This window comes from Pseudarthrobacter sp. ATCC 49987 (assembly GCF_009928425.1).
In the GTDB taxonomy this organism is placed as follows: Bacteria; Actinomycetota; Actinomycetes; order Actinomycetales; family Micrococcaceae; genus Arthrobacter.
The window spans coordinates 2,914,204-2,927,467 of the sequence record NZ_JAABNS010000001.1 but is presented as its reverse complement, the minus strand read 5'-3'; the positions used below and the strand labels follow the sequence as shown (position 1 = coordinate 2,927,467).

10 protein-coding genes and 2 pseudogenes are annotated in these 13,264 nt (G+C 65.3%); 8 read left to right on the top strand and 4 right to left on the bottom strand.

Annotated features, from left to right (window positions below; all coding sequences use genetic code 11):
- The first annotated feature begins 53 nt into the window (after positions 1-53).
- Together GXK59_RS13525 and GXK59_RS13520 are read left to right on the top strand one after the other, a co-directional pair.
- On the top strand, positions 54-2,285 hold the full coding sequence (locus GXK59_RS13525) for an McrB family protein (protein ID WP_160667518.1): 2,232 nt from the start codon (positions 54-56) through the stop codon (positions 2,283-2,285).
- Complete coding sequence (locus tag GXK59_RS13520) at positions 2,272-3,543, top strand: 5-methylcytosine restriction system specificity protein McrC (RefSeq protein ID WP_443094287.1); 1,272 nt, start codon at positions 2,272-2,274, stop codon at positions 3,541-3,543. The genes GXK59_RS13525 and GXK59_RS13520 overlap by 14 nt, the downstream gene beginning before the upstream one ends.
- 21 nt (positions 3,544-3,564) lie before the next feature.
- On the opposite strand, the gene GXK59_RS13515 is transcribed toward GXK59_RS13520, so the two are convergent.
- Positions 3,565-3,858 carry a hypothetical protein gene (locus tag GXK59_RS13515; protein ID WP_160667516.1) on the bottom strand — a complete coding sequence of 98 codons (294 nt, stop codon included), beginning with the start codon at positions 3,856-3,858 and terminating at the stop codon, positions 3,565-3,567.
- A 123-nt stretch (positions 3,859-3,981) separates the two neighbouring features.
- Here GXK59_RS13515 and GXK59_RS13510 point away from each other — a divergent pair, with 123 nt between their 5' ends.
- A complete protein-coding gene (locus GXK59_RS13510) occupies positions 3,982-4,608 on the top strand; it encodes a TetR/AcrR family transcriptional regulator (protein WP_443094316.1) in 627 nt (208 codons plus the stop codon).
- A gap of 75 nt (positions 4,609-4,683) precedes the next feature.
- Here the strand turns inward: GXK59_RS13510 and GXK59_RS13505 are convergent.
- Positions 4,684-5,097, bottom strand: a pseudogene (locus GXK59_RS13505) (very short patch repair endonuclease); the annotation flags it as partial.
- A 68-nt stretch (positions 5,098-5,165) separates the two neighbouring features.
- Entirely contained in the window at positions 5,166-5,600 is a 435-nt protein-coding gene (locus GXK59_RS13500) for a pyridoxamine 5'-phosphate oxidase family protein (protein WP_160667512.1), read from the bottom strand.
- A gap of 277 nt (positions 5,601-5,877) precedes the next feature.
- On the opposite strand from GXK59_RS13500, the pseudogene GXK59_RS21045 reads away from it, so the two are divergent.
- Both GXK59_RS21045 and GXK59_RS13490 read left to right on the top strand, forming a co-directional pair.
- A pseudogene (locus GXK59_RS21045) lies at positions 5,878-6,533 on the top strand (DUF6318 family protein).
- Positions 6,534-6,975: 442 nt separating this feature from the next.
- Complete coding sequence (locus GXK59_RS13490) at positions 6,976-7,476, top strand: PKD domain-containing protein (RefSeq protein WP_160667509.1); 501 nt, start codon at positions 6,976-6,978, stop codon at positions 7,474-7,476.
- A gap of 62 nt (positions 7,477-7,538) precedes the next feature.
- Here the strand turns inward: GXK59_RS13490 and GXK59_RS13485 are convergent, their stop codons facing one another.
- The gene (locus GXK59_RS13485) at positions 7,539-8,876 is read right to left on the bottom strand and encodes a GAF domain-containing protein (protein ID WP_160667507.1); all 1,338 of its coding nucleotides are present in this window, start codon (positions 8,874-8,876) and stop codon (positions 7,539-7,541) included.
- A gap of 205 nt (positions 8,877-9,081) precedes the next feature.
- Here GXK59_RS13485 and GXK59_RS13480 point away from each other — a divergent pair, with 205 nt between their 5' ends.
- The 3 genes from GXK59_RS13480 to GXK59_RS13470 all read left to right on the top strand — a co-directional run bounded on the left by GXK59_RS13480 (position 9,082) and on the right by GXK59_RS13470 (position 13,214).
- Positions 9,082-10,872 carry an NAD(P)/FAD-dependent oxidoreductase gene (locus GXK59_RS13480; protein WP_160667505.1) on the top strand — a complete coding sequence of 597 codons (1,791 nt, stop codon included), beginning with the start codon at positions 9,082-9,084 and terminating at the stop codon, positions 10,870-10,872.
- Between the two features lie 133 nt (positions 10,873-11,005).
- A complete protein-coding gene (locus GXK59_RS13475; protein ID WP_160667503.1) occupies positions 11,006-12,061 on the top strand; it encodes a 2,3-butanediol dehydrogenase in 1,056 nt (351 codons plus the stop codon).
- Between the two features lie 82 nt (positions 12,062-12,143).
- Complete coding sequence (locus tag GXK59_RS13470) at positions 12,144-13,214, top strand: alkene reductase (RefSeq protein ID WP_160667501.1); 1,071 nt, start codon at positions 12,144-12,146, stop codon at positions 13,212-13,214.
- The last annotated feature ends 50 nt before the right edge of the window (positions 13,215-13,264 follow it).

The following is a 13,264-nucleotide window of genomic DNA, read 5'->3' as shown; positions in this document are numbered from 1 at the left end:
TTCGGGTCGCCGCCATGATGCGGGCGTTCAGCTTAAGCCTGTAAATTGATGGCATGACCCCATCCAAAAAGCCTGCCATGCACCGCGCCCTCGGCATCTCCAAGGAGATTGAGGACGCGGCCTGGTTTGTCCTGGGGCCAGGGCTGCTGGGCAAAGCGTCAGCCTTGGACGGCCGCACCAAAACCTGGTCGGTGCCGGCCGCCGCGGAGCTTCTCGATCGCCTCGACCGCGGGGTACCGGATCCCAAGGCGCCCATGATGACCAACCTGCGTCAGAACCTGGCGGGTGCCTCCCGGGGTGCCAAGCAACTGGCCGTCGAGCTGCTCTTCCTGCAGTCCCTGCCGTTGGCCCACGAGGTGAAGTCCCTCAAGGTCAAGCGCGCACGGGTGGCCGAAGCTGCAACCTGGCTGGAGCCTCCCCTGGCACTGCCGGACGAGCTGTACGCGGGCATGACGGACCACGGCGTCATCCGGGACCGCACCGCCGAATTCAACTGGACCATCTGGGATCACCTGAAATGGCTCTGCCGCTTCGTGCAGCACGTCGCCCGGCGTCCGTCGGGGGAAGTCGCGGCCGCCGTCAAGGATCCGCTGGCCTTCCACCTGCTGGTGGCAGGCACGCCCGATGACCAGCCGGCCATCCGCCGCAGCATCGAGTTCCTGGTCTGGCCCAGCTACTTCGAACCCGTCGTGGCCGACGTCGAACGCCAGGAGATCCGCGACGCCTTCGCCTCCCTCGTGGGCGGCGCCAAGGGTGACAGCGACGAGGAAATCTCCGCGGACATCCACCGCATCCGGCTGCACCTCGACGAACAGGCCGGCCAGCGGATCGACTGGTACTCCCGGCAACTGGTGAGCCAGTGGCGGAAGGTCGGGGACCCCGGCCGGCGCGCCTGGCTGCTGCGCACCCACCACGAGAACGCCGAGCTGCTCGGCACCTGGGAGGCCGAGGAATCGGTGACGCTCGACGTCGAGCACCTCCGCCTGCTGGACCCGGGCGTCACCGCCGGGCTGGTCCAGCACGCCGTCGATGAGGACTACAAACACCTCGGTTACGTGGAACGCGAGGACACCAAAACCGCTGTCTTCGCCTTCCTGACCGTCATGAAGCCCGGCGACCTGACCCTGTACCAGAGCGCCGGCACCGTCCGGGTGGGGGTGGTCCTCGGCGAGCCTGAGCACCGCGAGGACAACCGCCGGCTCCGCCGGAAGGTCCGCTGGTTCGACGAGGCGCACACAATGACCGAGCTGCCCCGCCACGTGCAGCGGCAGCTGGCCACCTCCGGCATCGTTGTGGACGTCACCCGCGTCATCCAGGCACTGGAATCGCTGCTGCCCGCCGAAGCGGAAGCCGAGCCCGGCGACGGCACCGAGCCGGCCGCCGTCGTCGAACCTGCCTGTGAAGGATTCCGCCCGCTGACGGAGGAGTTTGCCGCGTCGCTGCACATGGACCTGGAGCCGCTGCAGGAGATCGCCGAACTCTTGGAGGAGAACCGCCAGCTGGTGCTGTACGGCCCGCCCGGCACCGGCAAAACGTACCTGGCCAAGCACCTCGCCGCCCAGCTCGCCGGCGACACCACCGACGAACGCGTCAAGCTGGTGCAGTTCCACCCCTCCTACGCCTATGAGGACTTCTTCGAGGGTTTCCGTCCGGACAAGACCGAGGGAGGCCAGGTGTCTTTCAAGCTCGTCGCGGGGCCGCTGCGCCGCATCGCCGAAGAGGCCGCCAAGCCCGGGAACGAGAGCAAGCCGTACTTCCTGATCATCGATGAGATGAACCGGGCGAACCTGGCGAAGGTGTTCGGTGAGCTGTACTTCCTGCTCGAATACCGCGACGACCGGATCTACCTCCAGTACAGCCCCAACGAGCCCTTCACGCTGCCGGACAACCTCTACATCATCGGCACCATGAACACCGCGGACCGCTCCATTGCGATGATGGACGCGGCCATTCGCCGCCGCTTCTCCTTCATCGAACTCCACCCCAAGACCGAACCGGTGAAGGGTTCGCTGCTGCGGTTCCTGCAGGCCCGGGATCTGGATACGACGCCGGCGCTGCTGATGGACGCGCTCAACGATGCCATCGATGAGTGGGACCGGGACCTGATGATCGGCCCGTCCTACTTCATGAAGCCGTCCGCGCAGACGCCCAAGGGCCTGCGCCGGATCTGGAAGTACGAGCTCATGCCGCTGCTGGAGGAGCACTACCACGGCCAGTTGAACCGCGCGCAGCTTCAGGAGCGGTTCGGACTGGACCAACTGCTCGACCGCCTTGCGCGCCTCTAGCCAGCCGAGGCCGGCCGGCCAGCACGGGGCGCCGGGTTCGCAGCCGGTCCACCACGTGGTCCTGGACGAGCTTTCCGGTGGCACCGTCGAACGGCTCGACCCTGCCAGCGCGGCCTACGTCAACGGCAGCGGCCTGGCCAATGCCTCGCCGCTGGGCATGGGCTTGTACCGGATCGAGCCGGTCGGGAAGGTCGGCGCGGTGCGCACCCCGACGGTGCAGCTCGAAGTCCGGCCGAAGGAACGGCTCGGCCTGGCCCGGCTCCTGTTCCTGCTGGGCTACGCCGGGGACCAGGGCTTCCGGGAGGATTCCGTCGCCGCGGTCGAGGAAGCGGATCTGTGGAGTGCGCTGGCCGAGTCGCTGGCCCAACTCTCGGACCGGGCGCTCAGCCGTGGTGTGCTGCAGGGCTACCTGAATGTCGACGAATCGCTCCGGACGGTCAAGGGCCGGATCCGAATTTCTGACCAGATCTCGCGGCGGCCCGGCATGCTGGTTCCCCTAGAGGTTTCCTATGACGAGTTCACCGAGGACATTGCGGAGAACCGGATCCTGCGGGCGGCCCTGGAACGGATGTCCCAGGTTCCGGGGGTGCGGCCAGAGGTGCTGAGCCGGCTCCGCCAGCTTAAGGGCAAGCTCGCGGCCGTGACCCGGCTGCAGTCCGGCGCGCCCCTGCCGGTGTGGCGGGCCAGCCGGATGAACACCCGCTACCAGGCCGCCCTGCGGCTCGCCGAGGTGATCCTGCGCCATTCCTCGGCGGAGGCTGGCGACGGCACGCAGCAGTCGGCGTCGTTTGTGGTGGACATGTCCGTGGTGTTCGAGGACTTCGTCGGGACTGCGCTCCGCGAGGCCATGGCGGCATACCCGGGGGAGATGCGGCTGCGGTACAACGCCCTGCTCAATGAGGCCGTCCGCGACTCGGACCGGATCGTGGTGCAGCCCGGCGCCGTCCATCTGCTGGGCGGGCGGCCCGTGATGGTCTACGACGCCAAGTACCAGGCCGCGGCCGACGCCGGGGCGTCCCTGTCGGGGGATCACTACCGGATGCTGGCGTATTGCACGTCATTGCGGGTCCCGACGGCCTGGCTGGTGTATCCGGGGGCAGGGGAGATCAAACTGCGCCGGATCCTCAACACGGATATCGACGTGGTCGAGTTCCCCCTGGACCTGTCGCGGCCGCCGTCGGAAATCCTGGCCTCCGTAGCGGACCTCGCGCAGCAGTCATGGGGCGAAGTGGTGCGTCAGGCGACCATCAGCCGCTGACGTACTCCCCGGGAATTTCCGCTAGCCGGCTTCCTGTTCTACGGACACCGACAAGAGATGGCTCAAGAGCGCTTTCTCTGGCTGGCCGGGGTTGTTGGCGACATGCCAGCGAAGCTTTTCGCGCACCTCCGCCTCTTCGGGCTTGGTGTCGGAGAGAATCGCATCAAGGATTGCGGATACCTGCAGGCGCAAGGGGCCAAGATCGGAATCGACCTCGGGGGTCCGCCGGTACTCCTGCGGACGGGAATCGCGGGAAGACTTCGATTGCCGGGTTGTGGTTTTCAGCGACGTGGTGGACATCAGCAAGTTCGGCATCTGGCGCTCTCCCCTGGCGTAGTAGTACGAGTAAGTGCGGACCCGGTAGAGTCCTTGTCCCCAGATTCGGATATTACCCGAGACAGACCAGTCTGTCTCGCGTGGCGCTAGGATATTTTCTTGATGTCACTTTCAATGAATTCCGGTCATTCGGGTTCCGGACCGCCCGGCGGCTCCGGTGCCGGATCTGTGGCGCCCGGCGTGCGGGAGCGCATTCTTGCGGCTGCCTACGAGCTGCTCTCCACCCGCGGTGTCCGCGGAGTCGGCGTCAATGAACTGATCAACCGCTCCGGCGTGGCCAAGGCGAGCTTCTACCGTCATTTCGCTTCCAAGGATGAGCTGGTGCTCGCCTTCCTGGCGCGCAGGGACCAGCTATGGACCGTGGACAAGGTTGTCTCCGAAGCACGGCGCCAGGGCACAAGCCCCGAAGAGCAGCTGCTGGCCATCTTTGACGTCTTCGCGGACTGGTTTGCACGCGCGGACTTCGAAGCGTGTTCGTTCGTCAACGTCCTGCTTGAGATGGGATCCGATCACCCGCTGGGCAGGGCAAGCATCGACTACCTTGCGAAGATCCGCGGCCACGTCCAGCAGCTTGCCGAGGAAGCCGGCCTTCGCGATCCAGCCGGCTTTTCGCGTTCCTGGCACATTCTGATGAAGGGTTCGATCGTTTCAGCCGCCGAGGGCGACCTCGCCGCGGCCGGCCGGGCCCGGCAAATGGCCGGCTGGCTGATCGAGCACCACCGGGCCTAGCCCGGCGCGTTCGCTGGCGTGGCTGGGTCGGGGTTTGCTGGGCCGGGGTTTGCCGGGTCGCGGTTTGCCGGGTCGTAGAAAGTCGTCCAGTTGCTTTTCCAGCGCCGAAAGGTCCTTGAGCTCGCACTCCCAGACGGTGAGGACGTCCCAGCCGGAACGTTCAAGCTGATGGCGCTGTTCGGCGTCGCGGTTCCTCGTCCGGGTGCGTTTGGTTTCCCAGAACTCCGCGTTGGCCTTGGGTGCGTGCTGCCCGACCCGGCAGTCATGGAAGTGCCAGAAGCAGCCGTTGACGAAGATGACTTTGTGGCGGCTGGCGAAGACCAGGTCGGGGTTGCCAGGCAGTCGGCCTCCGCGGGCGGTGCCGTGCAGCCGGTAGCGGTAGCCCTTGGCATGGAGCAATTTCCGGACCAGCAGTTCAGGCTTGGTGTTCTTCCCGCGGATGCGGGACATGTTCCAGCTGCGCCGCTCCGGGGTCAGCTTGTCCGCCATGGTTAAAGTCTAGGCGGCCACGTAGGGCGCGGCGGTGCCCGGCCGGCGCCACCGGCGTCGAGCGGCTGCTAGATCTCCCGCTCCGGGTGCTCGCCGAACTGGAAATGCCGACCGCTGACCGAGGTCGGCTCGATCTCGACGTAGAAGTCCTTCAGGGTGGGTACCCACGGTTTCAGCCCCAAGGCCTCTGCCGCTGCGATATCGGCAGACTGGTCCAACACCCGGGCCGTGCCGCGAAGAACAATCGACCAGGCCTCATCGGAGAGAATGCCATCCGTTTCGAATAGCACTTTGGAATTGATGGTCACTTCAGCGAGTTTGTTGCCGGGGGCAGTCCGGAGATAGAGCTTCCTGCCGCTCACGGCATAGTTCACCGGAAAGATATCGGGTTCGCCGCCCACGATGACCACGAGCCTGCCGTGCTTGGTGCCCTCAATCAGCTTCCAGCTCTGATCGTCGTCAAGGACGAGGATGGGGTTTTCGTCTGCATGTTCGAACATCATGGGTTCATTGTTCTGGCCTCTGTAGAAAAACGCCAGAGGCTAACGCGGGAAAGTCGGTGTGAGTCGGCAGGGACCGGTGCATTTGCGGGGAGCGGTTGCGCGGCGGCATATTGTCGGACCTCTTCCATAGCGTGTTGCTGTTCGCCCCGTGCCGGTAGCCCTGGTGGTGAAGCGACCGCCTGTGGATAACTTGAATGTCCAAAATGTGATGTCGGTTACCCTTAAGTCATCGTTTGGCAACAGGGGGCTTGATTTCTATCGGGGGGAATAGCTGACCATGACATCCCGCACTTCATTCTTCGTCCGCCGCAGAGGTGTTTGCGCCGTTTTGGTTGTGCTTACCCTGTTGCCGGTCACAGCCTGCACCAGTGGCGGAACAACGCCAGGGGCAACGGCCGCCCCCGAGTCTTCGAGTCCGACGGCGTCGCTGACGCCTACTCCCAGCCCCACGCCGACGGCCAGCTACAAACCGGCCGATGCCTCGGGGAGAGCCCAGAACGTGCCGGTTCCGGTGCTGCCGGACGCTGCGAAAGCGGAGACGAAGGAAGGGCTGGAGGCGTTTGCGCGGTACTGGTTTCAATTGCTCAGCTACGGCTATGAGACTGGCGATGTGTCGCGGATTGTGGAAATCACAAGTCCCGCTTGCGGGCATGCGATCGGGCAAAGACAGTTATGACGGGCTGGCATGAGTCTGGGCGCTGGATTGTTGGCGGCAAGACTGAAACGCCATCAGTAAGCACGACATTCGTCGTGGCGCCCGATGGGAACTATCAGGTCGCTATCCAAGTTTCGCAAGGCGGCATCTCTTACTACAACGCGGATGGATCATTGCATCAAGCCGACCCAAAGCCCGATGACACCGGCAATCTCATGCTCGCAGTCTTCCGCGATGGTGCTTGGTACGTGAACAATATTCAGCCAATAGTTGGCTAGCCAAATGAAGTCATGGTGGTGGAATAGGGCAATTTGGGCCACGGCGCTATCACTGGCTCTGGCAGGACAACCGTTCCCGGCGCTTGCCGGCAGCGACGAGCCTCCAACAACGGGGGACTGGGGCGAGGACACTATTGATGTCGGTGGGTGGACGATCGATGCAGGCACGGGTCGGTTCGTTTGGGCCGGGCCCGGAACCGTAGCGTCCGATCCGTTCCAGTACAAGTACGAACTCCAATGCCACTTGGGCGGTGGCGACTTCGACACGGAGTGCCTCGCCGTCCTCGTGGATTGTAAGAACGGTCCTGACGGAAAGGATGGAATTCCCGTCGTGTGGCTGAAAGCCCCGGCTGGCGTGCCTAATCCAACCTGGACCTTTCACTCCGGACCCACGTGTCTCTTTGACCCGAGACCAGAGGACTTGCTGCCTAGGATCGCAGCCATGATCCAAACGGAGTTCCAGAAACTGCCCGTCTCTCCAGGCTCAGTCACGGCCCAACCTAGTCCGCACACGCTCCGGGGAGCCGAGACAAATTTCTTCGCAGACGCGGGTGAGCAGCAGTTCGACATCACGATACTGGGCCAGAAAGTGCACGTCATCGCCAAGCCCGTCCAATACACCTGGAGCTACGGCGACGGGACCTCGCTGGGGCCGCAGACTGCGGCCGGAGGGTCCCTCCCGCAGGACCGCTGGGGCGAAAAGACCGCCACCAGCCACGTGTACACCCAGACCGGCGATTTCCCGGTGGTGCTGACAACCCATTTCCAAGGCACGTACTCAGTCAACGGCGGGCCGCCGTTGCCCATCCCGGGCCAGGGGCAATTCAGTTCGCCGCCGCAGACTGTGAGCGTCTGGCGCTCCATCACCCGGAACTACGCGGACGACTGCCTCCGGAACCCGCAAGGCCAGGGGTGCCCCGGCGTCGTTCCTCCTGCTCCGTAGGGTCGGGCCCGGCTTCGGGACAAAGGACCGGGACCAAAGGACCGCGACGCGACAGTCCGAACCTACGCCCGCAGTTCCCGCTCGACCCGTTCCATCCGGGCGGTCACCAGCTGGCCGCGTGGGTCAAGCGGGCCCATCAGTGTGCCAGCAAGGGCCGCAGCGGCCGTGTCTGAGGAGCCCATATCGCTTGTGCACCACTGCAGCATTAACCGGGGATCACCGCTGGCCCGCACGGAGGCGCCGACGGCTTCATTGAGCTCGTCGCGCATGAAGCCGATGGCGAGGTTGTTCGATCGGTTGAGGAACTTGGCCGGATAGGCAGCAAATGCCTCGGCAACCCGGCCATCCCGCAAATGGCCGGCCACCACCGAGGCGTCCGTAACCACCCTGACCGTGGACGAGAAGCGGTAGGGGTTCGCTTCCACCATGCTGCCCAGGAGGCTGCGGATCCGGTGCATCTCGGTCCTGATTGCCGACGCGGTGCCCGCGTCGCCGTGGATCTCGTAGGCCAGCTCGTCGGCGCTCCAGCCTTGGGTGCGGGAGGCCAGCAGCGCCAGGATCTCGGCCCGGCGCAGCGTCAGCGGGCGACGCGTGCCGCCGTCGAGCGCTGCAGTTGGCGCGTCTCCCAGCAGCCGCAGCATCAGCTCTGACTGGACCCCGGCGTCGGCCCGTCCCGAAGAATCGATCCCGGAGGCATTCCGGGTCCGGTGCTCGGAGCCTACGGGTGGGGCAGCAGATTTCAGCAGCTCCTCGGCCAGCCGTACGCCACAGCGCACCAGGCGAAGGCTGTCCGGCGTGACGGATTCGAACGACCCGGACACGTCCAGGACGCCGAGGACTTCCCCCGTCAGAGGGTCGCGAATCGGAGACGCCGTGCACGCCCAGTCGTGATGCGTCCGCACGAGGTGTTCGGCCGAGAAGAGCTGCGCCGGAGCACCTGTCACCAGGGCTTCGCTGATGGCGTTGGTCCCAACCCCGGCTTCGGACCAGTCGGCCCCCTCCACGAACTCCAGGGAGTCGGCAAGCTTCAACGCCTGTTTGCTGCCAACGCGCCACAGCACTTCGCCCTCATGATCGGTCACGATCAACAGGTGGCGCCCGGTCGCGGTCTCATCGGCCAGTAGTTGTGACAGCGCAGGCATCACCGCGGCCAGCCGGTGGCCGGCACTGAGCGAGCGCGCCTCGGAGACTTCATGCCGGTGGACCGGCCGGTGCTGGTCCGGATTGATGCCCATTGCGAGGGAGCGTTGCCAGGACTTGACGAGGGACGGCGACAAATGCGGACTGGGAGTGCCGGAAACCGTGGCCTCGTGTGCCTTCCGGAGGGCGCGCGCGTACTCCGCCGGAGCGGAAAACCTCAGGTCCGAGAGCTGCGTGATGGAGCGACTGCCCGGCCGCATGCTCATGTTCCCAACTCGCCCTCGAATCGTCGCACTCGTCCAGCTACCGCCAACCCCTGACCAGCTAACGCGCGGGCCAGGAGCTTGAGAGCTCTGTGTAACCCGATTGTAACCCCCGGCGAACTTTACTTGTGATGCGGGTCACTGCGTGGACTGGACGCCATGCAACGGGAACGGCCCACAGTAAGCAACGGAAAGAGGAAACATGCCTGAGACTCCAAACGGCGTGGTCGAGGCGTGGCTGGCGCAGTTCGATGAGGCGCTGCGCAGCCACAAGACGGACGACGTGCTTGAACTGTTCGACGACGATTCGTACTGGCGCGATTTCGTCTCCTTCACCTGGAACCTCAAGACCCTGGAAGGCAAAGAGGACATCCGGCGCATGCTCGAGGCAACTCTCGACGACGTGCGGCCCAGCAACTGGACCCTGGCCGAGGACGCCACCGGGGACGCTGCCAACGCCGAGGCGTGGGTCAATTTCGAGACCGCCCAGGCCCGGGGTTACGCCCATCTGCGCCTCCGGAACGGCAAGTGCTGGACCCTGCTCACCACCATGCAGGAGCTCAAGGGCTTCGAGGAGAAGAAGGGGACCAACCGGGAGAAAGGCGTTGCCCACGAGATCACCAAGGGACGCAAATCCTGGCTGGAACTGAAGGAAGAACAGGAAGCCCGGCTCGGCTACGAAGACCAGCCCTACACCGTCATCATCGGCGGCGGCCAGGGCGGGATCGGACTGGGGGCACGGCTGCGCCGGCTCGGCGTGCCCACCATCATCATCGAGAAGAACGAACGCGCGGGCGACTCCTGGCGGAACCGCTACAAGTCCCTCCACCTCCACGACCCGGTCTGGTACGACCACCTGCCCTACATCAAGTTCCCCGACGACTGGCCGGTTTTCGCGGCCAAGGACAAGATCGGCGACTGGCTGGAAAACTACACCCGGATCATGGAGCTGAACTACTGGTCCAAAACCGAATGCACCAGCGCCCGCTTCGACGAATCCTCGCAGGAATGGATCGTGGAGGTAACGCGCGACGGCGAACCGGTCACCCTGCGCCCCCAGCAGCTGGTGTTCGCCCTGGGTGTCTCGGGCTACCCCAGCGTCCCCACGTTCGACGGCGCCGAATCCTTCCTGGGGGAGCAGTACCACTCGTCCAAGCACCCGGGCGGCGGAGACTGGACCGGAAAGAAGGCCGTGGTCATCGGCTCCAACAACTCGGCCCACGACATCTGCGCGGACCTCTGGGAACACGGCGCGGACGTCACCATGGTCCAGCGGTCCTCCACGCACATCGCCCGGAGCGAATCCCTCATGGACCTCGCCCTCGGAGGCCTGTACTCGGAGAAGGCACTCGCCAACGGGGTCACCACGGAAAAGGCCGACCTGCTCTTTGCCTCGCTGCCCTACCGGATCCTCCCCGAAGCCCAGATCCCGGTCTACGCGGAGATGGCCGAACGCGACGCCGAGTTCTACTCCCAACTCGAGGCCGCCGGCTTTGACCTGGACTTCGGCGTCGACGGCTCCGGCCTGTTCCTCAAGTACCTGCGGCGCGGCTCCGGCTACTACATCGACGTCGGCGCCTCTCAGCTGATCATCGACGGCCGGGTCAAGCTGGCCAACGGCGAGGTCGGCAAGATCACCGGGAACGCCGTCGTGATGGCCAACGGAGCGGAGCTGGAGGCGGACGCCATCATCTACGCCACCGGCTACGGATCCATGAACGGCTGGCTGGCCGATCTGGTCTCACCCGAGGTGGCCGACGCCGTCGGCAAGTGCTGGGGATTTGGTTCAGATACGCCCAAAGACCCGGGGCCGTGGGAGGGCGAACTGCGCAATATGTGGAAGCCCACCAACGTGGACAACCTCTGGATCCACGGCGGCAATCTGCACCAAAGCCGCCACTACTCCAACTATCTGGCGCTGCAGCTCAAGGCCAGGATGGAAGGGCTGCCGACGCCGGTCTTCGAGCGCCAGCCCACGCACCACACGCGCTGACCCGGACGGGCCGTGACAATCACAGCCCCGGGAACCACACTGGGGTGACGGCCTCCGTTGTGATAATCCAACGACGGGCCGTGGATGCGCCTGACCGGGCGCATCCACGGCCCGCAATACGAAGGAAAACACCATGAAAGCAGCACGATTCCATGCCCGCGAAGTCCTCCGGATCGAAGACATTCCGGAGCCGGAGCTGCGCCCCGGAGCAGTGAAGATCGCCGTCGCCTGGTGCGGGATCTGCGGGACCGACCTCCACGAATTCCTGGAAGGGCCAATCTTCACCCCGCCGCCCGGCCACCCCCATCCGATTTCCCACGAGGAAGCCCCGGTCACCCTGGGGCACGAATTTTCCGGCACCGTCGAGGAACTCGGGGAGGGTGTGACCGGACTCGCCGTCGGAGACAGCGTGGTGGTGGAGCCATATATCGTCTGCAACGAATGCGGCCCGTGCCTCAGCGGCCACTACAACCTGTGCACCAAGCTCGGCTTCATCGGCCTGGCGGGCGGCGGCGGGGGCCTGAGTGAGAAGGTCGTCGTCGACACGCGGTGGGTCCACCCTGTCGGGGACATCCCGCTGGACGAAGCCGCACTCATCGAACCGCTCGCCGTGGCGTACCACGCCGTCGGCCGGAGCGACGTCAAGGCCGGGGACGTCGCCGTCGTCGGCGGTGCGGGCCCCATTGGTCTGCTGACCGCGGCGGTCCTGAAGGGCCTTGGCGTCACCACAATCATCACCGAGCTGTCGACGGCCCGGAAGGAGAAAGCGGTTTCCTCGGGGGTCGCGGATCATGTGTTGGACCCAAGCTCCGACGACGTCAAGGCCCGGGTGCTGGAACTGACCGGAGGCCTGGGGGCAGATGCAGCGTTTGAATGTGCGGGAGTGAACGCCGTGCTGGACACCATGCTCGACGTCGTGAAGCCCGCGGGCGTTGTGGTCAACGTGTCGATCTGGGGACGTCCTGCCACCGTGGACATGCAAAAGGTCGTCCTGAAGGAAATCGACCTCCGCGGCACCATTGCCTATTGCGGCGATCACCCGGCCGCGATCAAGCTCGTCCAGGAAGGGAAAGTCGACCTGAAGCCTTTCATCACCGGAAGAATCGCCTTGGACGACCTCGTGGACAAGGGCTTCGACACGCTCATCAACCACAACGACACCGCCGTGAAGATCATCGTCCACCCCTAGTGATCCGGGTCTCATCAGGAATAGTTGCAGACGCCCCGCAGTTGCCGCCAGTGAACCCAATCCCTGGTGAAAGGAACTGCGCATGCTGTTTTCCCCGATGACTCTCGGCGAGCTGGAACTGCCCAACCGACTCGTGATGGCGCCGTTGACCCGCGTCCGCTCCGGCAAAGAAGGCGTTCCCGGCCCGCTGGTTGTCGAGCATTACCGCCAGCGGGCCTCGCTCGGCCTGATCGTCAGTGAGGGCACGTATCCCAGCCGGGCCGGCCGGGGGTTCCCGGGCCAGCCCGGCCTGGTGACCGAAGCTCAGCTTGAGGGCTGGGCCAAGGTCACCTCCGCCGTGCACGCCGAGGGCGGCCGCATCTTCGCCCAGGTCATGCACGCCGGACGGGTTACCCATGCAGACACCACCGGCGGTCACCAGGTGGTTGCGCCCAGCGCCATCGCGATCGACGGCGAGACCCGCACCTACGAGGGCAAGCAGGCATTCCCCGTTCCGCATGCCCTGACCACCGACGAACTGCCGGGTATCGTGCAGGAGTTCGTCACCGCGTCCCGCAACGCGATCGGTGCAGGGTTCGACGGCGTTGAGCTGCACTCAGCCAACGGCTACCTGCTGCACGAATTCCTCGCCCCGTCCGCCAACCAGCGCGACGACATCTACGGCGGCTCGCCGGAGAACCGTGCGCGCTTCGTTATCGAAGTGACCCGGGCCGTGGTCGATGCCATTGGCGCCGACCGCGTGGGCATCCGCATCTCGCCCGAACACAACGTCCAGGGAGCCCTGGAGCTCGACGCGGCAGACGTCCGGGAAACCTACGGGATCCTCGTGGATGCCCTGGCGCCCCTCAAGCTCGCCTACCTGAGCGTCCTGCACAAGGAGCCGACGAGCGAACTGGTCCAGGATCTGCGCACCCGTTTCGGCGGAACCTTCCTGCTGAACACGGGCTTCGGCGTCATCACCACCCGCGAGGAAGCCACCGCGATTGTTGCGGACGGCCACGCCGACGCCGTGGTCGTCGGACGACCGGCCATCGCCAACCCGGACCTGGTCCGCCGCTGGCGCGAGGGACTCCCGGTCAACGAGCCGGACCAGTCCACCTTCTACACCGAAGGCGCCAAGGGCTACACGGACTACCCGGCGTACCAGAACTAAGGCAGCAGCACCGAAGGTCGCCACTGGACATGTCCCGCGGTGGTCACGCT

Excerpts from the sequence above, each read along its gene's own strand:
- GXK59_RS13525 (WP_160667518.1), top strand. The coding sequence starts at position 54 with ATGACCCCATCCAAAAAGCCTGCCATGCACCGCGCCCTCGGCATCTCC.
- GXK59_RS13475 (WP_160667503.1), top strand. The coding sequence starts at position 11,006 with ATGAAAGCAGCACGATTCCATGCCCGCGAAGTCCTCCGGATCGAAGAC.
- GXK59_RS13500 (WP_160667512.1), bottom strand. The coding sequence starts at position 5,600 with ATGATGTTCGAACATGCAGACGAAAACCCCATCCTCGTCCTTGACGAC.
- GXK59_RS13485 (WP_160667507.1), bottom strand. The coding sequence starts at position 8,876 with ATGCGGCCGGGCAGTCGCTCCATCACGCAGCTCTCGGACCTGAGGTTT.
- GXK59_RS13515 (WP_160667516.1), bottom strand. The coding sequence starts at position 3,858 with ATGCCGAACTTGCTGATGTCCACCACGTCGCTGAAAACCACAACCCGG.
- GXK59_RS13510 (WP_443094316.1), top strand. The coding sequence starts at position 3,982 with ATGTCACTTTCAATGAATTCCGGTCATTCGGGTTCCGGACCGCCCGGC.
- GXK59_RS13490 (WP_160667509.1), top strand. The coding sequence starts at position 6,976 with ATGATCCAAACGGAGTTCCAGAAACTGCCCGTCTCTCCAGGCTCAGTC.
- GXK59_RS13480 (WP_160667505.1), top strand. The coding sequence starts at position 9,082 with ATGCCTGAGACTCCAAACGGCGTGGTCGAGGCGTGGCTGGCGCAGTTC.
- GXK59_RS13470 (WP_160667501.1), top strand. The coding sequence starts at position 12,144 with ATGCTGTTTTCCCCGATGACTCTCGGCGAGCTGGAACTGCCCAACCGA.